This is a genomic window from Thalassospira sp. UBA848 (assembly GCF_002295455.1).
GTDB lineage: Bacteria > Pseudomonadota > Alphaproteobacteria > Rhodospirillales > Thalassospiraceae > Thalassospira.
In genome coordinates this window covers 2334-27245 of the sequence record NZ_DBGS01000038.1, presented here as the reverse complement: position 1 = coordinate 27245, position 24912 = coordinate 2334, and the positions used below count along the sequence as shown (strand labels likewise).

Sequence of the window (24912 nt, the reverse complement as noted above, 5' to 3'; positions counted from 1 at the left end):
CGGTTTCGACATCCTTTTGTTCAAACAAACCGGTTAGTGGATCAGGGTCTAGTTGGGTTCATCTTCAATCGGCGCGTAGGGATCATCAATCCCAAGACCGGCAAGAATTTGACGTTCAAGTTCTTCCATCTCTTCGGCTTCATCATCAACCATATGATCGTAGCCGACAAGATGTAGCGTGCCATGAACCGCAAGATGAACCAGATGATTTTTCAAGGTCTTTTGCTGGTCGATGGCTTCACGGGCACAGGTTTCGCGCGCAATCACGATATCGCCCAGCATCAGGGGCATATCAGGCGCCATCATAAAGGCCTCGGCATCCTCGGCACTTTCAAGGGCAGCAAAGGACAACACATTGGTCGGCTTGTCTTTTTCCCGGTAATCCCGGTTCAGTATCCGAACCGATGCATCATCAGAAAGCCGTACCCCAAGTTCGATCACTGGCGCGACAGACAAAAGCGACGCACCGTCACCTTCGTCTTGCGTACCATCCGTCGGAACCGCGTTATCATCCCAAAGGGCACCATCGCCAAGCGCACCATCAAGGGCGGCAATCACAGCAGCCTCGATCGCGGCAATTTCATCGCGTTGCCAATCACCCGCCTCGACTTCAAGCTCAAGCTCAAGCGGTGCTGTCATCGTCCGCACCCTTGCCAATGCCATCCTTTTCGCCGCGATAGCCTTTTTTCAGGCGGTCACGCAGGGCATCGGCCGCGTCATAGGCCTGCACGATCTTGGTCACAAGGTGATGGCGCACGACGTCGCGCTGATCAAACTTGACCGTGGCAACGCCTTTGACATCACCAATGGTTTCAAGTGCATCACGCAACCCGGATTTGGTGCCATCGGGCAAATCAATCTGGGTCATGTCACCCGTCACCACCATGCGTGACCCTTCACCCAGACGGGTCAGGAACATTTTCATCTGCATGGGCGTGGTGTTTTGGGCTTCATCAAGAATGACAAAGGCATGCGAAAGCGTCCGACCACGCATAAAGGCCAGCGGGGCAACTTCGATTTCGCCGCTTTCCATGCGTTTTATCACGACATCGCCCGGAAGCGTGTCATGCAAAGCGTCATATAGCGGGCGCAGATACGGATCGACCTTGTCTTTCAGATCACCCGGCAGGAACCCAAGGCGCTCACCGGCCTCGACCGCGGGGCGTGACAGGATGATGCGATCCACCTGCCCCAGAATGAAGGCCTGTACGGCCATGGCAACTGCAAGATACGTCTTGCCGGTACCGGCCGGGCCAATGCCAAAGATCAGCTCGTTATCAAGGATCGCCTCGACATAGTCTTTCTGACGTTTGGAACGCGGCGAGATACGGCGCTTCTTGGTCTGGATGGTCAGGCGCGAACCGCCAAACATGTCCTTGGTCTGGCCGCTCCACGGATCGGCGTCGTCCGGTTCGGACAGGCGCACAGCACCGTCAACCGTTTCGACATCGATATTATCTATTTCCTTATCACGCAGACGCGCATAAAGCTGGGACAGCACCTTTTTGACCTGTGCAACCTTGGCCGGATCACCGGCCAGCATCACAACCAGCCCACGGCTTGAAACCTGAACCCCGGTACGCTCGGACAGGCGCGTCAGGTTCTCGGCCTGCGGGCCGTACAAAACCTGCGCAAGCGCATTGTCCTGAAACTCGATCTGATCGGAATCCTTGGGGGCATGTTTGGTCTTGGTGTTGGTCTTGCTTTTCGTGGGGGTGCCGCTCACGCAACGTTCCTTTCAGATTTCTGGTCGCTTTGGGTGGCGTCGACCAGTTCGCCGCCAAGGGAATTAGGCAGCGCCTCGGTGATTTTCAAGCGCACGATCTGTCCAAGTGCCGATTCCGGCAACCCGCTGACATGGACTGGCTGCATATAGGGGCTTTTGCCCACCAGCTGGCCTTCATATTTGCCGTGACGTTCCAGCAGAACATCCATTTCCTTACCGACACTGTTCTGGTTGAAGGTCAATTGCTGTTCGGCCAGCAGTGCCTGCAAACGCATGATCCGTTCGGTTTTGACCTTTTCAGGCACCTGCAATTCCATTGCCGATGCCGGGGTACCCGGGCGCGGACTGTATTTAAAGCTAAAGGCCTGAATGAACGTGATGTCGCGCACGATTTCCATGGTGTCTTCGAAATCCTTGTCCGATTCACCGGGGAATCCGACGATAAAGTCCGATGACAACGCAAGGTCGGGGCAGGCATCCTTCAAGCGTTTGGCAATGTCGCGATAGTCCGCATTGGTATGCTTGCGGTTCATCGCCTGCAAAACACGGTCACCCCCGGCCTGTACCGGCAAATGCAGGAACGGCATCAGTTTCTTGATATCGCGATGGGCAGAAATCAGGTCCTCATCGACATCGCGCGGATGTGACGTGGTGTAACGAATGCGATCCAGCCCGTCGATTTCAGCCAGCTCGCGCAACAACCGGCCAAGTGTCCATTCCCCGCCATTGGGGGCTTCGCCGTGATAGGCATTCACATTCTGCCCCAAAAGGGTCAGCTCACGCGTGCCCTGTGCGACAAGTTGCTTGGCTTCGCGAATAACATCCGCACCGGGGCGGGAATATTCCGCACCGCGGGTATAAGGCACCACACAGAAAGTGCAGAACTTGTCGCAGCCTTCCTGAATGGCCAGAAATGCGGAATAGCCCTGTTTTGAAACCTGCTCTGGCAGATGATCAAACTTTTCCTCGGCCGGAAAATCGGTATCGACGATGCGATTGCGGCCAACTGCGCGATTGGCGCGCGCAACCATTTCCGGCAGACGATGATAGGTCTGCGGGCCAAACACCATGTCGACCATGGGTTCGCGCTTCATCAGTTCGGCACCTTCGGCCTGCGCAACACAGCCCGCCACCGCAACGATCATCTTGTCGCCGCCACTGGCTTCCTTGGCTTCCTTGTGCTTGCGCACGCGCCCCAGATCCGAAAACACCTTTTCGGCGGCCTTTTCTCGAATATGGCATGTATTAAGGATGACCATATCGGCCCCCTCGGCGCTGTCGACCGACTGGTAACCCAGTGGCGCCAGAACATCCTGCATGCGCTGACTGTCATAGACATTCATCTGACAGCCATAGGTTTTTACAAAAAGTTTCTTCGCTTCCGTCACGCCAGATCCGTTTCGCTTTTTCAAAACGCCGAAAAGCGGTGTGATCGCTCACACCGCGCCTGGGTTCCGTACAATCGGTGATTGGAACCCGTCGGACATCTCGTTATCTGAAAACCCGGTCAGGTGAAACCGAATTTCACATCAACCGGTGCATTATACGGCAAAACGATCAGGAGCCGAACTGTCGATCCGGGCCAAACAGTCGAAAATCTTCCGAAATGATCGCAAGCGGCGAACTGCCAATAAGCTCACCGGACAGATCGCTGTCAATCAACTGAACCGGCACACCCTGATGCAGGCCACGCAAAGCTGCCTGATGTCCCTGGGCAACGCGGGCTTCACACATCCGGGCAAGCTCCTTGCGTGATCCGGCTGCGTCTGCCAGCGTCACGGGCGGATGGACAACAATCTCCACCGTCACCTTGCCGAGCGCGAGAAACTGCCACAAATGCGGGGCCAAGTCCATATCCCCGTACCAGGAATAAAATGCCCGCAAATCGCGGCCAATCGGCGCCCCGTCAAGACGGGTGGCGGCAATCGAAATCGGCTGGAAGCGCACCGGCGATCCATCGGGCATCACCCGTTCAGCCGACGCAAACAAAGTCGATTTGAACGGCAACACACGGTTGCCATCGTTGCTTGTGCCTTCCGGGAACAGGATCAGCTTGTCGCCATCACCCAAACGCTGGCTCAGTTGATCATTCTGTTCGCGTGAACGCGCGGCACGGCGTTCGATAAAGGTGGTGCGCGAAAGTTTGGCAAGCAACCCAAAGACAGGCCAGTCAGCAACTTCGGTCTTGGCAATGAAACTGCCACGGGTCAAGGCACCGAGCACCGGGATATCAAGATAGGATGCGTGGTTGGCCACGATGACCCCCGGACCATCCATCATATCGACGCCCGAAACCCGGACCTCGATATGCAAAATGCGCAGACACAGGGCGTGATAGAAACGCGGCAATTCATCAGCCAGCTTCAATCTCGCGGCAATTGCGACCATCTGAACCGGCAACAACACCAGTGTCAGAAGCACATAAGCCATCAGGCGGATGGCAGCACACACATAGCAGTTCACGATACCCTCGCGGTGCGTTCGTAATGCTTGTAATAGCGATCCGTCACCTTTTCGGTCGGCAACACGATGAAGATATCCGTGGTGTTGAACTGATGATCAATCACCGCCCCGTCACCAACAAAACCACCCAGCCGCAGATAGCCTTTGATAAGCGGTGGTAAGTCACGCAATGCCTGGCGCTGATCGATGCCATCGATCTCGGCGCGCATCATCGGCTCGTAGCGATCGGCGATCGCACGCGGGCGCATGTCTTCGGGTGCAAGGTGATTGTGATGCAGATAGGTCAGAACATCCTTGAAGGCATCCGGGTCCGTCCCGTGAAAGGATGCACAGCCAAACATCAGTTTGATGTCGTATTTGAAAACGTATGCCGCGATCCCCTGCCACAGAAGCTGCAAGGTCGGCATGGTGCGGTATTCGGCCTCAACACAGGAACGCCCCAGTTCCATGATCTCGCCGGTTTCCTTTACCGCATTAAGCATGGTTTCGATGTGGTACTCGTCCGCGCTGTAAAAGCCGCCATGTTCATTGGCAACCGACTGGCGCAGCAAACGATAGGTCCCGACCACCGCATCAGCACCGGCACCACGAGTATGGTCAAGAACAAGAAGATGGTCGCAGAGCGGATCGTAGTGATCGAAATCGCGCTTTTCGGCGGCCATTTCGTCGCTTGGTATGGCGCCGCGTTCTTCATAGAACACTTTATAGCGAAGCTTCTGGCTGGCGAGAATTTCATCCTGATTCTCGGCGAGTCGTACCTCAAGCCGCTGAAGCTTTTTTTCGTCACGCATGACAACACCCTTTCGTTCAACTGCACGGATTTTGCGCAAGAATTGGGTGAAGAGCGAGTGAAGGCTTTGTGAAGAACAGGTAACAGATATATGAAGGCCACTTGCCTGTTTCAGCAAGTGGCCTTGAAAACCTTAAGTCCAGCGTTCGGTTGAAGGGCAGATTTACTTGCCATCTTTCAAAGGAACACCATAAAGCTCAAGACGATGACCAACCAGACGGAAGCCCAGCTCGTTGGCGATCTCTTCCTGAAGCTTTTCGATTTTTTCGTTCGAAAACTCGATCACGTCACCCGAACGCATGTCGATCAGGTGATCGTGATGTTCTTCGGTCAGTTCCTCGTAACGGGCGCGACCATCACCGAAATCGTGTTTTTCAAGGATGTCGGCCTCTTCAAACAGGCGGACGGTGCGATATACGGTCGCAATCGAAATCTTCGGATCAATATCGGTCGCCCGACGATAAACCAGTTCGACGTCCGGGTGGTCTTCGGACTCAGAGAGCACACGGGCAATCACCCGGCGTTGGCCCGTCATTTTCAGGCCCGCGTCGATGCATTTCTGCTCGATAGTTGATTCTGCAAGCATTGTCTTGTTTCTCGTTTCCGTTTCCGGTTCCACCTGTCCCCAGCCGAGACGTATCTCAGGCGTCGATCTCGTGTGGCTAAATATTGAAAAATCCGCCACATATCGCAAGGTCGAATTCGCGATATATTCCGCTTCATGCAAATCGCCGGTTTCAATCACCCGCAATCACAATCATATCGGCATTCCAGTGCCCACTTGCCACCCGCGATGAAGGACGCTACTTCAAAGTCACGCATCAAGGCAGGAGACCGCATGGCCACCGCGACCCCGGACCAGAAAATAGACATCACAACGGACGTCTGCCCGATGACGTTTGTACGTACCCGCCTCAAACTTGAAACCATGACACCGGGTCAGGTTCTTGAAGTAACACTTGGCGCTGGTGAACCGTTAAAAAACGTTCCGCGCTCGGTAACCGAGATGGGCGACGAAGTCATCGAACTGGTCGAAATCGCTGATACACCCGGAACCTACAGGCTCAAAATCCGCAAGGGTTCGTGAAACCGCCGGTTCCAATGCAGGCTTACACTACAACAGGTTGGCGCTCAAAACCACACTATTTATGTGGATATAGCCGATTAAAATCGCTCCAAATTGCCTAAGACCATGTTGGGAAACCAAACTTCTTGTCGTGGTTTGCTCTGCACATCCATGTTGCGGAAAATCTTCTAGAGCAAACGTTCAAGAACCAGTGCGTCGATTTTGTCGCCGCCCTGGCGTGCATAATACCCCTTGCGGCGCCCCACCTCGGCAAAACCGTGTTGCTGATAAAGCGCAATCGCTGCGTCGTTATCCACGGCCACTTCCAGCAAAATGCGGTTAACATCTGCCTGTTGCAGACGTTCCTCGACAGCCTTAAGCAAGGCACGACCAACACCCATGCGCCGCGCATCCGGGGCAACCGTGATGGTATTGATCTCGGCTTCATCCAGAACAGCCTGTACCAGAACAAAGCCCAGCGGTTGGTCTTCGGCGTTTTTCGAAGTATCGCCGGGGCGATAGGCCAGAATGCCAAAGGCGCCTGGCACATCGAGAAGCCGGATGATGGCATCCGAATCCCAAGCATCGTCAAACCCCTTGGCATGCAGCGCACTGGCCACCGATGCAAAGGCTGCGGTAAGTGGCACCACCTCAATGTTCGGGGCGTCGCTATCGGTGCTGCCATCGCTGGGATTGGGCGGGGTCATTTCTTTTTCTGCGGTCCCTGATCTTCGATGCGCCGCGCATCTGGCGCACGCAGGTAAAGCGGCACCGGGGCCAGGTTTTCACCACTTTCCCAACGCTCTGCCGCAATCCGTGCCACATTTCCCGCACGCGGAAGACCCGGCGCGGTACAATCATAAAAGGCATCGGGGGCATGGGCCGCCGCCGTCAAAAGCCGCGGGGTCGCATCGCCGGCAAGCAACGTATCCCCCGGGGGTGCCATCATAAGGGCTTGGCGCAGCGCCACACATTCTGCGGTGCTAAGCGGGCGTTTTTTGCCGTCAAAGGCCTGTGCAAAAATCTCGTTTCGTTTGCTATCAAGCGCAACAAGGATATTGCGCCCCTGCTGGTCACGCTCGGACACGCCATAGACGACTGCTTCAAGCGAACTGACACCAACTACCGGGATCTTGCGTGCCAAACCAAGGGCACGCGCGGTCGAAAGACCAATGCGCATACCGGTAAACGCACCCGGTCCGACGGTTACGGCGATGCCATCAAGATCGGCAAAATCGACTTTTGCCACTTCAAGGCTTTTGGCAATAAAGCCCATCAGATGTTCGGCCTGACCGCGTTCCATGTCCTCATAAAGCTCGCCCTTCACTTCGCCATCAATCAAAACAGCGGTCGACAGCGACGTTGAGGCGGTATCAATCGCCAAAATCGTCGGTCCGGACTTTTCCGTCTTTGCGGATGCGGTTTGCGATGCGTTAAGGTCTGCGCTATCTGATGAGCGCGACTGTCCAGTCAGCATCTTCTTTATGTAATCGGTGAACGACAAGAACAGGGGGCCTCCGGCGATGGCGCTGGTCGAAATTACGCCACAAGAATATGATGTCGAAATTGATATCGTCTATGCCACGGATCGCAATTTCACCGGGGCACCGATTTATACACGACCTGCCTGCTATCTTCATGCGGATGCGGCCAAATGCCTCAAAAAGGCCTCTGCCATGGCACGTCGTCAGGGGGTGAAACTTCGCATTCTGGATGCGTTTCGGCCCCAGGAAGCGCAACGCGCGCTGTGGAACCATTCACCCAACCCCGATTTCGTCGCCAACCCCGATTTCGGATCGCCACATGGTCGTGGTGTGGCCATTGATCTAACCCTGATTGATCAAAACGGCAAGGAACTGGATATGGGGGCAGGGTTTGATGAAATGCATATCCGGTCCTATCACGGATCGGATTTGATCTCCAAACAGGCCGAAGCCAACCGTTTTTTGCTGCTCGGCATCATGGTCAGTTCAGGGTTTGAATATTATGATCACGAATGGTGGCATTATCAGTTGCCCAACGCACGCAGCAAATATCCCGTCTTTTCTGACACCGCCCTTGCCAAACCACTGATGGCGAAATAACCAGCCGCGCCTCAAACACCGTGCTGGTGCGACCAACCGATATTAGCCATTCGTGTTTGATTTCTGTTGTTCGGGGTTGTCGGCATTTTCCTGGTCACCATCGCCGACCCAGCGCACCAGAAGTGTCTCGATCGGCTTAAGCGCGATCAGGACAATAAATGTCAGGACAGTCGCGATTACGACGATGTGCCACGCCGCAAGGGCACAGGCAATACCAAGGGCGGCGGTAATCCAAACGGTCGCCGCCGTGGTCAGGCCGGAAACCGACATGCTTTGCGGCTGGCGCAGGATCACGCCAGCGCCGATAAAGCCGATACCGGTCAGAACACCTTGCAAAATCCCCTGAACAACGCGCGAAAGTGCATCTGGATGGTCAATCAGATCCTGAAAATGCACGGCGACCACTGCCACAACAGCCGCGCCCAATGACACAAGTGCAAGGGTCCGCATGCCGGTCGGCTTGCCATTCACATCACGGTTCAACCCGATCAGCATGCCGATGACTGTTGCCGCCACCAGACGCGCAATCATATCGATCACACCAATATCGAAATATTTTTCCGCCGTGGCGAAATAGGGAAGGTCGGTCAGCATGTCCGGGCCTGTCTGGTTTCAGGAACCCCTAAAACGTTGGTCCGACAGCACTTGTTCCCGTTTTACGGTTAATCCCTAGATAAACAGCATCTCGCCATTTTGCTTGGCATCATTAAGAAATGTCACAACACCGCCGGTTTCAATCGACAGGTCATCACGTTTTGCCTCGTTCTCAAGACCAAGGGCGCGCAGGCCCATCTCGCAGACCATAAACTTGGCATTCAGGCTGGCACAGGCCGACAACAGTTCTTCGAAAGTGCCAATGCCACGCGTTGAGTAACTGAGATCAATCGAGGTCGCCGTCGCCCCGTCCACCTCGGTGCGCAGATGGCGCCAACCCGACGGTGCAAACAGCGCCCGGCTGGCATCCATGGTGAAGAACAAGGTCACGTCACGGCCCGATGCCAAGGCGGCTGATGCCATTACGAGGGCGTAATGAACTTTTTCATAGGTCCCGGAAAACACCACCAAGGAGAGCTTTTTGGGCGTATCAGACTCAGTGCTCATGAATAGACAGGTCCTTGATTGTGGCGTTATCTGAACAGGTCGGGCAGCCCGGATCGCGCGGCACCTTGATCTTGCGGAAAGATGCCGAAAGCGCATCCATAATCAAAAGATGCCCCGACAAGCTATCACCGATGCCCATGAGTTCCTTGAGCACCTCTGTCGCCTGAACACCGCCGACCATGCCCACAACCGATCCCAACACACCACCCTGTGCACAGGATGGAATGGCGTCTTCGGGTGGTGGGGCATGATAAATACAGCGATAACAGGGATGCGGGGCGCCCAGATGGGCCTTGAAGGTCGATACCTGCCCGTCAAAACGAAGGGCAGCCCCGGAAACCAGCGTTTTGCCGGCCAGATAGCAGGCATCGTTGAGTAAGAAGCGCGTATCGAAGTTATCCGACCCGTCGGCAATTACATCATAATCGGCAATCAGATCCATGACGTTTGATGCATCGAGGCGGGTATTATGGGCATGCACGGTCACTTCGGGGTTCATGTCACCCATGGTCGCCCTGGCACTATCGACCTTGGGCGTTCCGATATCCTTCATGCCGTGTGCGATCTGGCGTTGCAGATTGGAAAGTTCGACCGTGTCGGCATCAACGATCCCGATCGTGCCAACCCCGGCAGCCGCCAGATACATGGCAAGCGGCGAGCCAAGCCCGCCCGCGCCCACGATCAGAACCCGACCGCGCTTAAGTTTCATCTGCCCCGTGCCGCCAACTTCCCGAAGGACAATGTGGCGGGCATAACGTTGCACTTCATTTTCGCTGAATTCGAAATCACTCACGCGGTCAAATTATCCTGTCAGGCCGGATTAAAAGTCGGTTGTTTCTGGATATAGCCTGCTGGTGATATCGCTCAAGGAAAAGATTTGGTTCTGCATGGAATTATCAGGGTCGTCAGCCAGATGATCAGGCATCAAATGCGACTGACCGAACCCATCTGAACCGATCATATTCCAGTCGGTAACATCCGGGTGGAAGAAGCCTGACTCGCGATAAGCCTGTTCGATCCGGCCGATCCGCTCAAGCTCGGCAATCCCCTGATCAAGTGCGACCAACAGGTCCTGACTGTAAGGTGTGGCGCGTGTGACGGCAAAATGGCGACTGCCATCAAGGGCAATCTTATAGTCCGGAATGGGCAACAAGCTGTTCCCATTGACCACCAGTTCCATCTCCGGGCCGGGTTGAAACGGGGCCAACAGAAAATCGGCACGGCCCTCGGCAACGAACTGGACCATCAATTCCCACGATGGCACATGAATAAGATCGACAAGGTGAAGCTTGGCCAACGCTTGCCAATCGGGGATCCAGTGACGATTGGACGCAGCGCGCAGCAAACGAATACCCCTGAGGTTCTTGACCTTTAACCGATTTGGATTGTCCGCAAGCATGTAAAAACCTGCCTCAAACCGGCCTTCGGGAATAAGCGCCGTTGAAGATGCAATGCGATCCGCCTTGTGTTCAATATCACGAAGCCAGGTCGATGAACCGGTGATGTCAGCTTCGCCATTGGCAAGCATATGCATCATGCGGGCATAGTTTCCCCCGGGCAGCAGCTCGAACGCACCAAGCCAGCCACCGCGGCGCAATGCCTGCTGAAGCAAGACAACCTCGACAACGTCGCGACGGCTATGTTTGCCGTCAAACACCTCAATCTCAAGCGGATCACGCCCATCAACGAACCGCTTGTAATCAACCAGCACATCGTCAGCGACAAGGATGCGCAGATTGTGTTTTCCATGGTCTGCACTGGATGTTTTGACTCCGAAACAAAAAAGAATAATCACTGACAGCGCGATGCAAAGCCAATTCACACCGCCGGTTTCACGGTCTATTTGTCGCGCACATGCCATGGACTGCTCCCTTCTGCCTCTATCACATTGGGACCATAACGCCCGACATCCAGAGGCAAGCAGGCGATGCGTACGAAAAAAGGCCCGGTCGAAACCGGGCCCTTGATCATGAATTCGACTGGATGGCGCTTACTGCAGACCTTCAAACAGCGGGGTCGACAGATACCGTTCGGCAAAGCTCGGCACGATCACCACGATGCGCTTGCCTTCGTTCTCAGGCTTTTGACCAAGCTCGATACCTGCCGCGACTGCAGCACCCGATGAAATGCCGGTCGGCAGACCTTCGATGCTGGCCAGTTTGCGTGCGGTGGCAAAGGCCGTTTCATTGCCGATGGTCATCACGGTGTCGATCACATCAGTATTCAGGTTGCCCGGAATGAACCCGGCGCCAATGCCCTGAATTTTGTGCGGGCCCGGTGCGCCACCGGAAATAACCGGGCTGTCTTCCGGTTCGACCGCAACGATCTGGATGTTCGGGTTGTGCTTTTTCAGCACCTCACCAACCCCGGTCAGGGTCCCGCCGGTACCAACACCGGAAACAAAGATATCTACCTTGCCAGCGGTATCCTTGATGATTTCCTCGGCCGTGGTGTTACGGTGAATTTCCGGGTTGGCCGGGTTGTCAAACTGCTGAAGCATGACGGCACCGTCAATTTCGGAAACCAATTCCTCGGCACGGGCAACCGCACCCTTCATGCCCTTGGCTGCCGGGGTCAGATCAATCTGCGCGCCCAGAAGCATCAGCATCTTGCGACGTTCCAGCGACATGCTTTCCGGCATGGTCAGGATCAGCTTGTATCCCTTTGCCGCTGCGACGAAAGCCAGCGCAATACCGGTATTGCCCGAGGTCGGCTCCACCAGGGTTGCACCCGGCTTAAGCTTGCCCGATTTCTCGGCATTTTCGATCATCGCAAGGCCGATACGGTCCTTGACCGAGGCCAGCGGATTAAAGAATTCAAGCTTGCCGATCAGGTCGGCTTTGACACCTTCGGCCTCTGCCAGGCGCGAAAGACGTACCAGCGGCGTTGCGCCAATGGTGTCGATGATGCTGTCGTAAATCTTGCCGCGAAACTCAGTCATGTTTTCCTCGCACGTTTCTGTATTTTTGCCATCAAGCACATGTTTCACATGTATTTATCTCGCTATTCATCCAGGTCAAATGGATAGAAGAAATTTTTACATGCCCGGTGCCCGGCAACGTTCCATAGACTTGTAGTTTTATCCTCAATAGCAGCAGTTTCTTGTTGAATGACGATACACCAAACCGCTGCACCCCGATAAGATCAAATGATGAAATCAGGGGACTCTTCAATCCCGCTGCGCAGACCCGCATCACGCGCGCGATTGCACAGGTCTTCGACCGTGATCTTTTCAAGCTGCTTCATCATTTCGTCCTGCAATTCCCGCCACAGCGGACGGACGACTTCCTTGCCCAGTGGCGATCCTGCCGGATCCTCGATCGGGTCATCGGATGTTTCCATCGACCGGATCACCGACACGATATCGGCCAGCGTAATGCGACGGCGTTCACGCGCCAGACGATAGCCCCCGCGCGGGCCCCGCACGCCGACCAGGATGTCTGCGCGCACCAATTGCTGCAGGGTCTGTTCAAGATAGCGTTTCGGAATGCCCTGACGCGCAGTGATATCCCGGCTCTGCACCGGTTCACCCGCCGCGTTATAGGCAATATCCACGACCGCCTCGATCGCAAACAGCATCTTCTTAGAAAGCTTTAGCATCTTTTCACTCAACTCCCCTTGCGGTTCTGCCATCCCCCCAGACGACACAACCAGATAGCGTCAAACCTGATTGACCAGCACTGTTTCACCGGCCTATCTGGCCGGGCTTGCTGTTCCGGTCGAACCGAAACCACCCGCACCGCGCGCAGTTTCATTCAAGTCTTCTACGGCGTGCCACTGCACCTGCGTCACCGGTGCGACGACCAGCTGGGCAATGCGCATGCCGCGCTCGATTTCAAAGGCTTCGTCACCATGATTGATCAGGATAACTTTGATCTCGCCGCGATAATCGGCGTCAATCGTGCCCGGACTGTTCAGAACCGTAACCCCGTTTTTCGCCGCAAGGCCCGATCTGGGGCGGACCTGTGCTTCAAATCCGGCGGGCAGGGCAATCGCAATGCCGGTTTCAACCATGGCACGCTTGCCCGGTTCCAGAACCAGCGTCCCTTCAATTGCGGCCTGCAAATCAACGGCTGCCGACTGCGCGGTTGCGTATTCCGGCAATGGCAAATCTGCCCCGTGGGGAAGCTGTTTTAAATCAACGCTTAAAAGCGACATCCTTTATCCTTGTCTTCTCCCGGCAGGGTCAGCTGCCGGTCTTGTCTGTTGTTTGCCGTCCGGACCATGGTATGGGCCACGCCCGTCAGGAAAAGTGTTTGATGATGCGCGCACTTAATGCACGGGCAACCCCGGTTTTGCTTTGGCGTTCCCAGCATTCATCAGCCGTTTCATCCGCGCCTGAAATCAGGCAAATCTCGTTATCATCCCCGCCAAAGGTCCCGGTTGAGGCCGCCACATCATTGGCCAAAATCCAGTCGCAACCCTTGCGCAAGCGTTTGGCGCGCGCATGGGCGGTGACATTTTCGGTTTCGGCGGCAAATCCAATGACAAGTCCCGGGCGCAGCGGCCCGGCCTTGCTGATGGTCGCCAGAATGTCGGGATTTTCCGAAAGCTTCAGGTCCGGGATCACCCCCGACCCGTCTTTCTTAAGCTTCTGACCCGCTTCATCAGCGGTTCGCCAATCGGCCACCGCAGCAGCACAAACCGCGATATCGGCGGGAAGGGCGGCCTGCACGGCACCCAGCATCTCGCGCGCGGTTTCGATGTGCACGACCTTCACGCCAGCGGGATCGGGCAGGGTCACCGGGCCACTCACCAGCGTCACATCAGCCCCCGCCTGTGCCAATGCCTCGGCAATCGCGTGCCCCTGCTTGCCCGAAGAACGGTTGGCGATATAGCGCACCGGATCAATCGGCTCATGGGTCGGGCCGCTGGTCACGACCGCCTTTTTTCCCGAAAGCGGCTTGGGCGCGTCCTGCGCCGCAAGGAAATCAACCACGCTTGCGATGATCTCGGCCGGTTCGGCCAAACGGCCCGATCCGAATTCACCACAGGCCAGGTCACCAGATGACGGGCCAACGCGAAGTACACCGCGGCTTTCAAGGGTTGCGATATTGGCTTGTGTCGCCGGGTGGTTCCACATCTCGACATTCATTGCCGGTGCAATCATCACCGGCTTGTCCGTCGCCAAAAGGGCCGTGGTCGCCAGATCACCGGCCTGTCCGGTGGCCATCTTGGCCAGAATATCGGCACTTGCCGGGGCGACCAGAACAAGATCAGCCTCACGCGAAAGGCGGATATGGCCCATTTCGGCTTCATCGGTCAGGGAAAACAAATCCTGATAAACCTTGTTTTCGGTCAGTGCCGCGACCGAAAGCGGTGTAACAAATTCTGCCCCGCCCTTGGTCAGGATGGCGCGGATATTTACACCGCGATCACGCAGCCGACGGATCACCTCAAGCACCTTATAGGCGGCAATGCCGCCCGAGATGATCAGCAGGACAGTTTTTCGATTTAAGTCACCCGACACTGTGATTACCAATTAATTACGGTTAAGAAGTGTGGTTAACCTACATTGTCCCCCAAGCGCACGCAAGAACCCAATAAAGCCCGCCGCAATCTTCGAAAAACGCCATGCCCGATATCCGGACATGGCGTTGACTTAGTTATGATTTCACGGGCCATGGTCAGTCATGGGATTTTCCAGCACCCGTCCAGTTCTTATGGAACGGTGTAAAGCATCCCGAACCAGCGCCACCGTGACTCCGCCCCCATGGCGGTGCAATTGATCCGCCAACGCCCGCTTGAAACCGGGCCATCAAGGCGGATTTCAACCCGCTCTTCACCAAGCCGGGACATGGTGGGTTCACCTTCGGACGGATAACAATTCATCGACGGGGCCGGTTCCGCCAGCGTAAACCCAAAGGCTGGCGGATTACGGGTCAGGGTGTAATCACTTGGCGTAACATCGCTGACCACAAGCGGCAGGGAATTCGCCGCCAGATTAAACCGGTCCATTGCCCCGTAATGTTCGTTCAGTGCAAAGCGCGGCAGATACATGAAATCCGATCCGGTATGCATCGCACCGCTTTGCTGCCCAAAGGATGCGCGGTAGCCGGCTTCTTTAACCGCCGCGATGACCTCTGAATTGGCTTCGCCATAGGGATAGGCAAAGATTTCAGGCACATAGCCCAGTTCTTCCTCGAACCGCTTGGCCGAATGAGCAAGCTCTGCCTTGACCTGTTCGATATCAAGATCCGGCAGATGTGAATGGTGCTGGCTGTGACCACCAATGGTCACGCCCGCCTCGGACAAGTCCCGCACCATGTCCCAGGTCATGTAGTTAGCATAGCCGGAATCAAGTTGTTCGGTGGAAACAAATACCGTGAAAGGCATGTCATGTTCGCGAAATACCGGCCAGGCTTTCTCATAGACAGAGCGATACGCGTCATCAATCGTGATACCGATCGTACGGTCTGGCAGCCCCTTGCCATCGGAAAGGGCGCTCACGATCTGGGGAACACCCATCACGGTATAGGGGCCGCTTGTCAGCTCCTGGACATGGGCGGTGAACTGTTCCATCGCGATGTTGGTCGACGGATAGTCGCCTTCGCCAAAGCGATGATACATAAAGACCACAGCCGATGTCGCATCACCGCTCATCGCGACGTCTTGTTCATCATGACTTTGTGCATTTTCTTCGGTTGCGGGTGCTTCGTCCGTACCAGTCTGGGCAAAGCCCGCTGTCGCACCAAGCGTAATTCCAGCCGCGAACGAGACACCAAGAATAAGGCCCTGCAATCTGCGTGACGGCATCACTTGCATGAATGCAGAAATCGCGCTGTGCCCTTTGGTCTCAATTGCCATATCTGATTCCAGTATCTTGCGATTCACCCACGCCGGGACGCAACCCATTTGCGCCTCGGATCTACCCCACAGTAGAAAACCCGCATTCTGCCCCACGCTTTACATTTCGAAGGGTCATTTTGACTCCGAAAATACCAGTGAACTGTTTGTTTTTCCACAGTTCATATGGCACCCCTGCCAAGCCCACATTGCGTGACCAGCATCGGGATCACTATATCGAAGCTTCATCCACCCAATTCAACCAACGAGGCATCATGCTTGATTCCAAGGGACTTGACCTTCTTTTCCACAATGGCCGAACGCACAATGTCTGGCAGGACAAACCGGTTGATCCGGACCTGCTCAAACAGGCGTGGGACCTGGCCGTACTGGGACCGACAAGCGCCAATTGCGAACCGATGCGTATTGTCTTTGTCACCACCGATGAGGCGCGGGCACGTCTGAAACCCTGCCTGGCAGAGGGCAATGTCGAAAAAACCATGACAGCCCCCGTCACCGCGATCATCGCCCATGACATGGAATTTTACGAAAAGCTGCCCGATCTGTTCCCCCATACCGATGCCCGGTCATGGTTTGCCGGCAAGGAAGAGGCGATCAAAGCCACTGCATTCCGCAACGGCACGCTTCAGGCAGGCTATTTCATCCTGGCCCTTCGCGCCCTTGGCCTTGATAGCGGCGGGATGTCGGGCTTTGATAACGCCAAGGTCGATGCAGAATTCTTTGCTGGCACCCCGTATAAAAGCAACTTCCTGCTCAATATCGGTTATGGCGACGGCAGCAAACTGTTTGAACGCCAACCGCGTCTAAGCTTCGATCAGGGTGCTGAAATCATCTGATCACAGACGCAAAAGCAACAAATACAGTCCCAACCGGCGGACCATTAATCACTGGTCCGCTGGTTGGCGGAGTCCAATCCGCTCCCCACCTGAAACAGCTGTCTGGCACGTTCTGGCAGACGGCGCGTTTGCAACGCATGCGACAGTTTTTTTCAATCACTTCAGGACTTAGAAAACTGTCATCAAAGTTTTATTTGATCTTTACTGGCCCATAACCATTTTAGGTCCACTTTTGATCATGCGCGTGATAAACCGCCGTCACCCCGTTTAAACAGGAGCGTTAATTGGGTTTCCGCCAATTGATACTTACGGCTTTGGCCGTTGCCTTTCCGGTCGCCATTGTTTTCATCGTCCTTGCGTCGATGGGACAGCTTGGCGTGGGAACGGCGATCCTGTCGGCAGTCCTGTCCTTTGTCGGCGTGGCAGCGATGTTGCGCATTTATTTTGGGGACCTGCGTCGGGTGGCCCGCTATGCCACCGACCTGCGCGATCAATATAAGGGCACCCCGCCACAACACATTTCCTTTTCGGCCGCGTCGGAACTGTCATCGCTTTATACCCAGATTGCCGCGGCCTTCCGGGATCGAATAGCCCTTCTGGAAGCACAAACCAGCACGGATGCCGAAATCCTCGATCACCTGCCCAATCCGGTGGTTATGGTCAACCGTCAGCGCGTGGTGACCGGTTTTAACCGTGCGGCAAATGGCCTGTTTCACAACCTTGAAACCGGCCGTGATCTGACCCGCTTCATTCGCGACCCGATCCTGCTTGATGCCTTTGACGATGTCGCCAACAACCGCGAAACCATGAAGCACGCGGAATTCGTGCTGGCATCCGATGCCCACCGTCATTTTGACGTGCTGACCGCCCGCCTGCCTGCCGCTGCCGGGGACCGGAACTTCGTTCTGACATTTTCCGACCTGACCGAGCTTCGCAAACTCGAACAGATGCGCGCGGACTTCGCAACGGACGCCGGGCACGAACTGCGCACCCCGCTTTCGGTTCTGCTTGGCTTTATCGAAACGCTTGAAGGTCCGGCCAAGGATGACCCGGATGCGTTAAACCAGTTCCTGCCGGTCATGCGTGATCAGGCCCAGCGCATGCAACATCTGATCGAAGACCTGTTGTCACTTGCCCGGATTGAACTGAACGAACACACCCCGCCGTCCGAAAACTGCAATGTCGGAAAAATCATTGGCAAGGTCGCTGAAAGCCTTGCCATGAAGGCGCAGGACAAGGGCATGAACATCCGTGTCACCAGCACGCTTGATGACACCGACATGGTTGGCGAGGAAAAGGAACTGACCCAGGTCTTTGTCAATCTGGTCGAAAACGCCATCAAATACGGCCATACCAATTCCGATGTCGAAGTCTCGATCAGTCTGGCCCAAAACCCGCCGGGTGCTCTGGCGCGCTTCCGCCATGACCGGATCATGGCGGTGGCCATCCGCGATCATTCCGATGGCATCGCACGCGAACACCTGCCGCGCCTGACCGAACGCTTCTATCGTGTCGATACCGCCCGCTCCCGCGCGGTTGGCGGAACGGGCCTGGGGCTGGCCATCGTCAAACATCTGGTGCAACGCCACCGCGGCACCATGCAGATCGAAAGCGAACAGGGCGTCGGGTCGGTCTTTACGGTCTATCTCCCGGCCAAAACCGGCGACAATGTTCGCAAGCTCCACAGCGCCTAAACGATCAAAACCAGCCCAAACAAAAAAGGCCAGCAACAATTTGCTGGCCTTTTGCATATCTGATCCGGTCGAATGTTTCGATTACAGAATGAACTTCGAAAGATCGGCATCCTTGGCCAGATCCTCGACCTGCTCGCGCACATAAGCCGCATCAACCTTGAAGGTCTCGCCACTCCGGTCGGTGGCGGTGAAGCTGATGTCATCGAGCAGCTTTTCAAGCACCGTATGCAGGCGACGCGCACCAATGTTTTCGACCGTTTCGTTTACGTTGGCCGAAATGCGGGCAATCTCATCAACCGCATCGTCAGTGAAGTCGAGTTTGACGTCCTCGGTCTGCATCAGGGCGATATATTGTTTGATCAGGGATGCTTCCGGTTCCATCAGGATACGGCGGAAGTCGCCCTCGGTCAGTGCCTTAAGCTCAACGCGGATCGGCAGGCGACCCTGCAATTCCGGCAACAGGTCGGATGGCTTTGCCAAATGGAACGCGCCCGAGCAGATAAACAGAATATGGTCGGTTTTAACCGTGCCGTGCTTGGTTGACACGTTCGTGCCTTCGATCAGCGGCAGCAAGTCACGCTGAACACCTTCGCGCGATACATCGCCGCCACGTTCCTGACGTGCGGTGATCTTGTCGATCTCGTCCAGGAAGACAATGCCGTTCTGTTCGACATTTTCAATCGCCTCGGCGGTGACCTTGTCATTATCGAGAAGCTTGTCACCCTCTTCATCGATCAGGCGCTCAAAGGCTTCTTCGACCGTCATGCGCTTTGGCTTGGTATTGTTGCCAAACGCTTTGCCGAACATGTCGTTCAGGTTCATCATGCCCATCTGCGCACCGGGCATGCCCGGGATATCGATGGTCGGCATCGACGCCGAACTGCTTTCCTGAACGTTGATTTCAATTTCTTTTTGCTGAAGCTCGCCCTCGCGCAGCATCTTGCGGAACTTCTGACGGGTTTCCGGCGAGGCATTCTCACCGACCAGACCATCAAGAATACGTTCCTCGGCCTGCATTTCCGCCTTGGCATGGACTTTCTTGCGCATGCTTTCGCGTGTCAGGTCGATGGAAACTTCCACCAGATCACGCACGATCTGTTCGACATCGCGCCCCACATAGCCGACTTCAGTAAATTTGGTCGCTTCGATCTTGATGAACGGCGCTTCTGCCAGTTTGGCAAGGCGGCGCGCGATTTCGGTTTTACCGACACCCGTCGGCCCGATCATCAGGATGTTTTTCGGCAGAACTTCATTGCGCATGGTTTCGTCAAGCTGCTGACGGCGCCACCGGTTGCGCAGCGCAATGGCGACCGCGCGCTTGGCATCCTTCTGACCGATAATGTGACGGTCCAGTTCGGAAACAATTTCGCGCGGGCTGTAATGTTGGGTCATGATTTATTCCGTATCTTTTTGCGACGGAGGCATTGCGAAGGCCCGGATAAACCAGCGCCCTACTTTGCTTCCTCGATATCAATCTTTTCCAAAAGGACATTGCCGTTGGTATAAACGCAAATCTCACCGGCAATTGCCATGGCCTTGCGGGCGATTTCCTCGGCACCAAGATCCTGATCAATCAGGGCCCGTGCCGCGGCAAGCGCATAGTTGCCACCCGAACCAATGGCAATGATGCCATCTTCGGGTTCAAGAACATCGCCCTGGCCGGTCAGAACCAGCGACACATCCTTGTCGGCCACCGCCATCATGGCTTCGAGCTTGCGCAGATACCGATCTGTCCGCCAGTCCTTGGCCAGTTCAACACAGGCGCGCATCGTCTGGCCCGGATGACGATCCAGCTTGGCTTCAAGCCTTTCCAGCAGGGTAAAGGCATCCGCCGTTGCCCCGGCAAAGCCCACCATGATCTCGCCCTTCTGGCCGATCCGGCGCACCTTGCGCGCATTGCCCTTGATCACCGTCGGACCAAGCGAGACCTGACCATCACCGGCCACCACGACTTCATTGCCCTTGCGCACGGACAGAATTGTCGTGCCATGCCAGCTTTGTTGTTCGCTCATGAATTATCCTTGAATCTCATCGATTGCTTCGCCCAAGAGTTAGCACGGCAGACGCCCCGGTCAAGGGCAGAAGCCACCCGCAAAGACCGCTTCCGCTGACCGCGCGACCTTCATGTCGACCAAAACACAGTTTCAACGCAGAGATACCCAAAAAATTCAGGGCATACCCGCGCCACATGCTTTACCCTTGGAGATGGTAAAAGAATTTGATGGTAAAAGAATTTCAAGAAGACAGGACCAGTCACCATGAGCAGCGATCTTACCCAAACCCATCTTGGCAAATGCATTCTTGCCGGTCAGGGCAAAATCAAGGCCGATCTGGTGCTGCGTAATATCGGCTTGCTTGACGTCATCACCGGCACGGTCAGCGAAACCGATATCGCCATTGTCGGCGACCGGATTGTCGGCACCCATGACAGCTATGCTGGCGAGACCGAAATTGATTGCACCGGCAAATTCGCCGTACCAGGCTTTATCGATACCCACCTGCATATCGAAAGCTCGCTGGTGACCCCGCTGGAGTTTGATCGTTGTGTGTTGCCCCATGGCGTCACCACGGTCCTGTGCGACCCGCACGAAATCGCCAATGTGCTGGGGGCCGAGGGCATCAAATACTTCCTTGATTGCGCAGAACAGACCGTGATGGATGTGCGGGTCAATCTGTCATCCTGTGTTCCGGCCACGGCGTTTGAAACCGCTGGCGCACGGCTTGAAATCGAAGACCTTCTGCCGTTCCGGTCGCACGAAAAGGTCGTCGGTCTGGCGGAAATGATGAACTATCCCGGCGTGCTTAACCTTGATCCGGGCATCATGGCTAAGCTCGAAGCCTTTCAGGATGGCCATATTGATGGGCATGCGCCGCTGGTGCGCGGATCGGATCTTAATGGCTATATGGCTGCCGGCATTCGTACCGATCACGAAGCCACCTCGGCCGAGGAAGCCCGCGAAAAACTTGCCAAGGGTATGGCGATCCTGATCCGTGAAGGATCGGTGTCCAAGGATCTGGAGGCACTGGCTGAAATTCTCGATGAAAACAGCTCAAGCTTCGTGGCGCTATGTACCGATGACCGCAACCCGCTTGATATCGGCGAAGAAGGTCACCTTGATAGTCTTGTTGCGCGCCTCATTGGTCATTTGAAGGCGCGTAACTGCCCGATCCATCATGCCTATCGCGCAGCGTCCCATTCCGCAGCCCGCATTTTCGGCCTGCGTGATCGCGGTTTGATCGGGCCGGGCTGGCGGGCTGATATCGCCATCCTTGATGATCTCGACGCCTGCCACGTTACCGATGTCATTTCCGGTGGTCGCCTTGTAACCAAGGATCTGTTTGCCAAACGCAAAACCATCGACCCGGTTGGTCTAAGCTCGATGAAGGCCACCCCGGTCTCGGCAGAAGCCTTTGCCTGCGATCCCAAACCGGGTCAGAACCAGACGCCGGTGATCAAGGTCAAACCGGGCCTTATCCTGACCTTCCGCGATGAAGCAACGCTTGAAATCGGCGATAATGGCCTGAAACCCGATCTGGATAACGACGTGATCAAGGTCGCCGTCGTCGAACGCCACGGCATCAATGGCAATATCGGCAGAAGCTTCGTGCGCGGCTTTGGCCTGAAACGCGGGGCGATAGCCTCATCCGTCGGCCATGACAGCCATAACATCACCGTGGTCGGCGCCAGCGATGCCGACATGGCAGCAGCGGTTAATCGCCTGATTGAAATGGGCGGCGGCTTTGCGGTGGCCGATGGCGGCAAGGTCACCGCCGAACTGGCCCTGCCGGTCGCAGGCCTTATGAGCCTTGAGCCGTTTGAAACCGTCGAGGAACACCTGATTGATCTGCGCAAGGCGGCGAAGGATCTGGGCTGTGTTCTGCCCGAACCATTCCTTCAGGTTGCCTTCCTGGCCCTGCCAGTTATCCCGCATCTGAAAATGACGGATCGCGGCCTGTTTGATGTGGATAAGTTCGACTTTGTATAGGGCCAAAACAGCCTTCAATGGCGGGTAGAAGACGGTTTGCCGACCGGATGCATGAATTCATGTGATTATGCGGCCAATACGTAGGCACCTAAAACTGGCTTTTCCACAGCTTTATTGCTACATACGACCCGTCATATGCATCAATATCTGCAGGAAAGGAGCTTTGCATGCGCAAGGCCCGCGTTGAGCGTAACACAAACGAAACCCAGATCATGGTCGAACTGAACCTTGACGGGACCGGCGTTTATGACGTCGAGACCGGGGTCGGGTTCCTTGATCACATGCTCGAACAACTTTCGCGTCACAGCCTGATGGACCTTAAAGTCCGGGCCAAGGGCGACCTGCATATTGATTTCCACCACACCACCGAAGATAGCGGCATCGCAATCGGCGAGGCCTTTGCCAAGGCGCTTGGCGATAAAAAGGGCATCACGCGCTATGGCAGCTGCCTGCTGCCGATGGACGAAGCGCTGACCCGTGTGGCCCTTGATATTTCAAGCCGTCCCTATCTGATCTGGAATGTCGAATTCACCCGCGACAAGCTGGGCGATATGGATACCGAGCTGTTCCGTGAATGGTTCCAGGGCTTTGCCCAGGCGGCTGGCATCACGCTGCATGTCGAGAACCTGTATGGTGAGAACAACCACCATATCATCGAAAGTGCCTTTAAGGCGCTCGCACGGTCCCTGCGCGTGGCAATCGAAATTGATCCGCGCAAGTCCGATGCAATTCCGTCCACCAAGGGCACGCTTGGCGGCTCCTTGTAAGCAGGTCAGTTCGATCTGATCGAAAATACACCGGTGGCACAGCAGACAACACTCTGCCACCGGTCCAGAAAACCGGTTTTCGATGAAGGTTTACACAGTCCATACCCATCCCGGCGATGCCGACCCGATGGAAAACGCCATCCTGATCCGCGAAGGCTTCAATTTCTGGGCCTTTCTGCTCTCGGGCCTTTGGGCGTTGTACCATCGGCTTTGGCTGGGCTTTTTCGGCCTTGTCGCGGTTTCATTTCTCTGCACCTTTGCGGTCGAGCTGTTTAACGGCGGGCCGGAAATGGACTTTGCCCTGGCGCTTGTGACCGGGATTGGTTTTGGCCTGATTGCCAATGACCTTCGCCGTCGCAAACTGGCCGCATCCGGCTGGCAGATGGTTGATATCGTCGCGGGCCACGATGAAACCGATGCCGAACACCGCTGCTTTGAGCGTTCGAAAAATTCCCGGCTGCGCGTCCCACACTCCGCAGCTGCCCTTACCTCCACCCCCTCAACCGGGAGCCCATCCTACCCATGAGTGTTGCGATTATTGATTACGGTTCCGGCAATCTGCGCTCTGCTGCCAAGGCGTTCGAGCGTGCTGCACGTGAAACCGGCTTTTCTGACGAGATCATTGTCACCGATGACCCGGAAAAGGTCCGCAACGCCAGCCATATCGTGCTTCCGGGCGTTGGTGCCTATGCCGATTGCCGTGCGGGCCTTGATGCTGTTACCGGCATGGTTGATGTCCTCACCGAACAGGTGATCAAAGGCGGCAAGCCGTTCTTTGGCATCTGTGTTGGCATGCAGTTGATGTCGACCGTCGGCCGTGAATTTGCCGTCACCGACGGCCTTGACTGGATCGCCGGTGAAGTTGTGGCCATCGAGCCCAGCGACCCAAGCCTTAAGATCCCGCATATGGGCTGGAACGAGCTGGTGCTTGATCCGGCGGGCAAGACGCACCCGGTCCTTAAAGGCATTTCCGATGGCGACCACGCCTATTTCGTACACAGCTATCACATGCATGTCTCCAACCCCGATCAGCGACTGGCATCGGTTTCCTATGGCGGGGAACTGACCGCGATGATCGGGCGTGACAACATGATCGGCACCCAGTTCCACCCGGAAAAAAGCCAGAAAACGGGGCTGACCATCATCGGGAACTTCCTGGGGTGGAAGCCATGATCGCACCATCTGATACCATTCAGCCGGGCGTCATTGCCGAACGCGTGACCGAACTGACTGCAGGCGACATTTCCGATATTGTCGATGCCTGTACGCAGGCGATTGTCGAAGGCGGCGGCTTTGGCTGGCTGACACCGCCGGACCGCCCGGACATGGAAAAATACTGGCGCGGTGTGTTGTTGATGCCCGGTCGGCATCTGTTTGTGTCGCGCGTGGATGGCATCATTTCCGGTGCCGCCCAGTTGATCGAAACACCGGCCAACCTTGAAGCACAGCGCCATTCCGCCCAGATTTCCGGCCATTTCGTCGCCCCTTGGGCACGCGGGCGCGGCAACGGCAAGGCGATCGTGCGTTCGATTGAATATTTCGCCCGTGAAGCGGGCTACAGCGTTTTGAAACTCGACCTTCGCGAAACCCAG

28 protein-coding genes are annotated in these 24912 nt (G+C 55.8%); 9 read left to right on the top strand and 19 right to left on the bottom strand.

Annotated elements, in window-relative coordinates:
• Positions 1 to 48: 48 nt before the first annotated feature.
• From ybeY to B2R48_RS04925, 6 genes are all read right to left on the bottom strand, one after another.
• A complete protein-coding gene (gene ybeY / locus B2R48_RS04950) occupies positions 49 to 639 on the bottom strand; it encodes an rRNA maturation RNase YbeY (protein WP_296998437.1) in 591 nt (196 codons plus the stop codon).
• Complete coding sequence (locus tag B2R48_RS04945) at positions 623 to 1726, bottom strand: PhoH family protein (protein WP_084272123.1); 1104 nt, start codon at positions 1724 to 1726, stop codon at positions 623 to 625. Before B2R48_RS04945 ends, ybeY begins: the two co-directional genes overlap by 17 nt.
• Entirely contained in the window at positions 1723 to 3114 is a 1392-nt protein-coding gene (gene miaB, locus B2R48_RS04940) for a tRNA (N6-isopentenyl adenosine(37)-C2)-methylthiotransferase MiaB (protein WP_084272122.1), read from the bottom strand. Before miaB ends, B2R48_RS04945 begins: the two co-directional genes overlap by 4 nt.
• Positions 3115 to 3283: 169 nt before the next feature.
• Positions 3284 to 4189, bottom strand: coding sequence for a lysophospholipid acyltransferase family protein (locus B2R48_RS04935; protein ID WP_296998431.1), 906 nt, complete (start codon positions 4187 to 4189; stop codon positions 3284 to 3286).
• Complete coding sequence (locus B2R48_RS04930; RefSeq protein WP_213475752.1) at positions 4186 to 4980, bottom strand: GNAT family N-acetyltransferase; 795 nt, start codon at positions 4978 to 4980, stop codon at positions 4186 to 4188. Before B2R48_RS04930 ends, B2R48_RS04935 begins: the two co-directional genes overlap by 4 nt.
• Positions 4981 to 5142: 162 nt before the next feature.
• The gene (locus tag B2R48_RS04925; RefSeq protein ID WP_062957369.1) at positions 5143 to 5565 is read right to left on the bottom strand and encodes a Fur family transcriptional regulator; all 423 of its coding nucleotides are present in this window, start codon (positions 5563 to 5565) and stop codon (positions 5143 to 5145) included.
• 252 nt (positions 5566 to 5817) lie between these two features.
• Here B2R48_RS04925 and B2R48_RS04920 point away from each other — a divergent pair, with 252 nt between their 5' ends.
• Positions 5818 to 6066: a sulfurtransferase TusA family protein gene (locus B2R48_RS04920; protein ID WP_296998426.1), complete on the top strand. Its 249-nt coding sequence runs from the start codon at positions 5818 to 5820 to the stop codon at positions 6064 to 6066.
• 167 nt (positions 6067 to 6233) lie between these two features.
• Here B2R48_RS04920 and rimI read toward each other — a convergent pair whose 3' ends face one another.
• Positions 6234 to 6752 carry a ribosomal protein S18-alanine N-acetyltransferase gene (gene rimI / locus B2R48_RS04915; RefSeq protein WP_296998424.1) on the bottom strand — a complete coding sequence of 173 codons (519 nt, stop codon included), beginning with the start codon at positions 6750 to 6752 and terminating at the stop codon, positions 6234 to 6236.
• Entirely contained in the window at positions 6749 to 7549 is an 801-nt protein-coding gene (gene tsaB / locus B2R48_RS04910; RefSeq protein ID WP_296998422.1) for a tRNA (adenosine(37)-N6)-threonylcarbamoyltransferase complex dimerization subunit type 1 TsaB, read from the bottom strand. The genes rimI and tsaB overlap by 4 nt, the downstream gene beginning before the upstream one ends.
• 19 nt (positions 7550 to 7568) lie before the next feature.
• On the opposite strand from tsaB, the gene ddpX reads away from it, so the two are divergent.
• A complete protein-coding gene (gene ddpX / locus B2R48_RS04905; protein WP_062957127.1) occupies positions 7569 to 8129 on the top strand; it encodes a D-alanyl-D-alanine dipeptidase in 561 nt (186 codons plus the stop codon).
• 42 nt (positions 8130 to 8171) lie between these two features.
• Here the strand turns inward: ddpX and B2R48_RS04900 are convergent, their stop codons facing one another.
• From B2R48_RS04900 to B2R48_RS04860, 9 genes are all read right to left on the bottom strand, one after another.
• Positions 8172 to 8723, bottom strand: coding sequence for an MgtC/SapB family protein (locus tag B2R48_RS04900; RefSeq protein WP_213475749.1), 552 nt, complete (start codon positions 8721 to 8723; stop codon positions 8172 to 8174).
• Between the two features lie 75 nt (positions 8724 to 8798).
• Positions 8799 to 9230: a DsrE/DsrF/DrsH-like family protein gene (locus tag B2R48_RS04895; protein ID WP_296998419.1), complete on the bottom strand. Its 432-nt coding sequence runs from the start codon at positions 9228 to 9230 to the stop codon at positions 8799 to 8801.
• Positions 9220 to 10023: a HesA/MoeB/ThiF family protein gene (locus tag B2R48_RS04890; protein ID WP_296998417.1), complete on the bottom strand. Its 804-nt coding sequence runs from the start codon at positions 10021 to 10023 to the stop codon at positions 9220 to 9222. The genes B2R48_RS04895 and B2R48_RS04890 overlap by 11 nt, the downstream gene beginning before the upstream one ends.
• Positions 10024 to 10050: 27 nt before the next feature.
• Entirely contained in the window at positions 10051 to 11091 is a 1041-nt protein-coding gene (locus B2R48_RS04885; RefSeq protein ID WP_296998415.1) for a hypothetical protein, read from the bottom strand.
• Between the two features lie 129 nt (positions 11092 to 11220).
• Positions 11221 to 12171 carry a cysteine synthase A gene (cysK, locus tag B2R48_RS04880; protein WP_062957368.1) on the bottom strand — a complete coding sequence of 317 codons (951 nt, stop codon included), beginning with the start codon at positions 12169 to 12171 and terminating at the stop codon, positions 11221 to 11223.
• Positions 12172 to 12374: 203 nt separating this feature from the next.
• Entirely contained in the window at positions 12375 to 12830 is a 456-nt protein-coding gene (locus B2R48_RS04875; RefSeq protein WP_008888834.1) for an RrF2 family transcriptional regulator, read from the bottom strand.
• A gap of 93 nt (positions 12831 to 12923) precedes the next feature.
• Positions 12924 to 13388 (bottom strand): dUTP diphosphatase, encoded by a 465-nt coding sequence (gene dut / locus B2R48_RS04870; protein ID WP_296998409.1) that lies wholly within the window; start codon positions 13386 to 13388, stop codon positions 12924 to 12926.
• Between the two features lie 85 nt (positions 13389 to 13473).
• On the bottom strand, positions 13474 to 14700 hold the full coding sequence (coaBC, locus tag B2R48_RS04865; RefSeq protein WP_296998407.1) for a bifunctional phosphopantothenoylcysteine decarboxylase/phosphopantothenate--cysteine ligase CoaBC: 1227 nt from the start codon (positions 14698 to 14700) through the stop codon (positions 13474 to 13476).
• A gap of 191 nt (positions 14701 to 14891) precedes the next feature.
• A complete protein-coding gene (locus tag B2R48_RS04860) occupies positions 14892 to 16037 on the bottom strand; it encodes a polysaccharide deacetylase family protein (RefSeq protein ID WP_213475744.1) in 1146 nt (381 codons plus the stop codon).
• A 254-nt stretch (positions 16038 to 16291) separates the two neighbouring features.
• Here B2R48_RS04860 and B2R48_RS04855 point away from each other — a divergent pair, with 254 nt between their 5' ends.
• Together B2R48_RS04855 and B2R48_RS04850 are read left to right on the top strand one after the other, a co-directional pair.
• On the top strand, positions 16292 to 16873 hold the full coding sequence (locus tag B2R48_RS04855; protein WP_062957366.1) for a malonic semialdehyde reductase: 582 nt from the start codon (positions 16292 to 16294) through the stop codon (positions 16871 to 16873).
• 284 nt (positions 16874 to 17157) lie between these two features.
• Positions 17158 to 18567 (top strand): ATP-binding protein, encoded by a 1410-nt coding sequence (locus tag B2R48_RS04850; protein WP_296998404.1) that lies wholly within the window; start codon positions 17158 to 17160, stop codon positions 18565 to 18567.
• 81 nt (positions 18568 to 18648) lie between these two features.
• On the opposite strand, the gene hslU is transcribed toward B2R48_RS04850, so the two are convergent.
• Positions 18649 to 19959, bottom strand: a complete 1311-nt coding sequence (hslU, locus tag B2R48_RS04845; RefSeq protein ID WP_296998402.1) for an ATP-dependent protease ATPase subunit HslU — start codon at positions 19957 to 19959, stop codon at positions 18649 to 18651.
• Between the two features lie 59 nt (positions 19960 to 20018).
• Positions 20019 to 20579, bottom strand: a complete 561-nt coding sequence (gene hslV, locus B2R48_RS04840; RefSeq protein ID WP_062957118.1) for an ATP-dependent protease subunit HslV — start codon at positions 20577 to 20579, stop codon at positions 20019 to 20021.
• Positions 20580 to 20825: 246 nt separating this feature from the next.
• On the opposite strand from hslV, the gene ade reads away from it, so the two are divergent.
• The 5 genes from ade to B2R48_RS04815 form a co-directional block, all read left to right on the top strand.
• Entirely contained in the window at positions 20826 to 22553 is a 1728-nt protein-coding gene (gene ade / locus B2R48_RS04835; protein ID WP_296998399.1) for an adenine deaminase, read from the top strand.
• A gap of 167 nt (positions 22554 to 22720) precedes the next feature.
• Positions 22721 to 23320, top strand: a complete 600-nt coding sequence (gene hisB / locus B2R48_RS04830; RefSeq protein ID WP_008888824.1) for an imidazoleglycerol-phosphate dehydratase HisB — start codon at positions 22721 to 22723, stop codon at positions 23318 to 23320.
• Positions 23321 to 23402: 82 nt separating this feature from the next.
• The gene (locus tag B2R48_RS04825; RefSeq protein WP_062957115.1) at positions 23403 to 23846 is read left to right on the top strand and encodes a DUF2628 domain-containing protein; all 444 of its coding nucleotides are present in this window, start codon (positions 23403 to 23405) and stop codon (positions 23844 to 23846) included.
• Complete coding sequence (hisH, locus tag B2R48_RS04820; protein ID WP_213475739.1) at positions 23843 to 24493, top strand: imidazole glycerol phosphate synthase subunit HisH; 651 nt, start codon at positions 23843 to 23845, stop codon at positions 24491 to 24493. The genes B2R48_RS04825 and hisH overlap by 4 nt, the downstream gene beginning before the upstream one ends.
• On the top strand, positions 24490 to 24912 hold a 423-nt coding region (locus tag B2R48_RS04815; RefSeq protein WP_296998397.1), incomplete at its 3' end, for a GNAT family N-acetyltransferase. The genes hisH and B2R48_RS04815, both read left to right, overlap by 4 nt.

What these genes read in the sequence shown, in the direction of transcription:
- ybeY (WP_296998437.1), bottom strand. Translation starts at nt 639, where the DNA reads ATGACAGCACCGCTTGAGCTTGAGCTTGAAGTCGAGGCGGGTGATTGG.
- B2R48_RS04930 (WP_213475752.1), bottom strand. Translation starts at nt 4,980, where the DNA reads ATGCGTGACGAAAAAAAGCTTCAGCGGCTTGAGGTACGACTCGCCGAG.
- B2R48_RS04925 (WP_062957369.1), bottom strand. Translation starts at nt 5,565, where the DNA reads ATGCTTGCAGAATCAACTATCGAGCAGAAATGCATCGACGCGGGCCTG.
- B2R48_RS04920 (WP_296998426.1), top strand. Translation starts at nt 5,818, where the DNA reads ATGGCCACCGCGACCCCGGACCAGAAAATAGACATCACAACGGACGTC.
- rimI (WP_296998424.1), bottom strand. Translation starts at nt 6,752, where the DNA reads ATGACCCCGCCCAATCCCAGCGATGGCAGCACCGATAGCGACGCCCCG.
- ddpX (WP_062957127.1), top strand. Translation starts at nt 7,569, where the DNA reads ATGGCGCTGGTCGAAATTACGCCACAAGAATATGATGTCGAAATTGAT.
- B2R48_RS04900 (WP_213475749.1), bottom strand. Translation starts at nt 8,723, where the DNA reads ATGCTGACCGACCTTCCCTATTTCGCCACGGCGGAAAAATATTTCGAT.
- B2R48_RS04895 (WP_296998419.1), bottom strand. Translation starts at nt 9,230, where the DNA reads ATGAGCACTGAGTCTGATACGCCCAAAAAGCTCTCCTTGGTGGTGTTT.
- B2R48_RS04885 (WP_296998415.1), bottom strand. Translation starts at nt 11,091, where the DNA reads ATGGCATGTGCGCGACAAATAGACCGTGAAACCGGCGGTGTGAATTGG.
- cysK (WP_062957368.1), bottom strand. Translation starts at nt 12,171, where the DNA reads ATGACTGAGTTTCGCGGCAAGATTTACGACAGCATCATCGACACCATT.
- B2R48_RS04875 (WP_008888834.1), bottom strand. Translation starts at nt 12,830, where the DNA reads ATGCTAAAGCTTTCTAAGAAGATGCTGTTTGCGATCGAGGCGGTCGTG.
- dut (WP_296998409.1), bottom strand. Translation starts at nt 13,388, where the DNA reads ATGTCGCTTTTAAGCGTTGATTTAAAACAGCTTCCCCACGGGGCAGAT.
- B2R48_RS04860 (WP_213475744.1), bottom strand. Translation starts at nt 16,037, where the DNA reads ATGGCAATTGAGACCAAAGGGCACAGCGCGATTTCTGCATTCATGCAA.
- B2R48_RS04855 (WP_062957366.1), top strand. Translation starts at nt 16,292, where the DNA reads ATGCTTGATTCCAAGGGACTTGACCTTCTTTTCCACAATGGCCGAACG.
- hslU (WP_296998402.1), bottom strand. Translation starts at nt 19,959, where the DNA reads ATGACCCAACATTACAGCCCGCGCGAAATTGTTTCCGAACTGGACCGT.
- hslV (WP_062957118.1), bottom strand. Translation starts at nt 20,579, where the DNA reads ATGAGCGAACAACAAAGCTGGCATGGCACGACAATTCTGTCCGTGCGC.
- ade (WP_296998399.1), top strand. Translation starts at nt 20,826, where the DNA reads ATGAGCAGCGATCTTACCCAAACCCATCTTGGCAAATGCATTCTTGCC.
- hisB (WP_008888824.1), top strand. Translation starts at nt 22,721, where the DNA reads ATGCGCAAGGCCCGCGTTGAGCGTAACACAAACGAAACCCAGATCATG.
- B2R48_RS04825 (WP_062957115.1), top strand. Translation starts at nt 23,403, where the DNA reads ATGAAGGTTTACACAGTCCATACCCATCCCGGCGATGCCGACCCGATG.
- hisH (WP_213475739.1), top strand. Translation starts at nt 23,843, where the DNA reads ATGAGTGTTGCGATTATTGATTACGGTTCCGGCAATCTGCGCTCTGCT.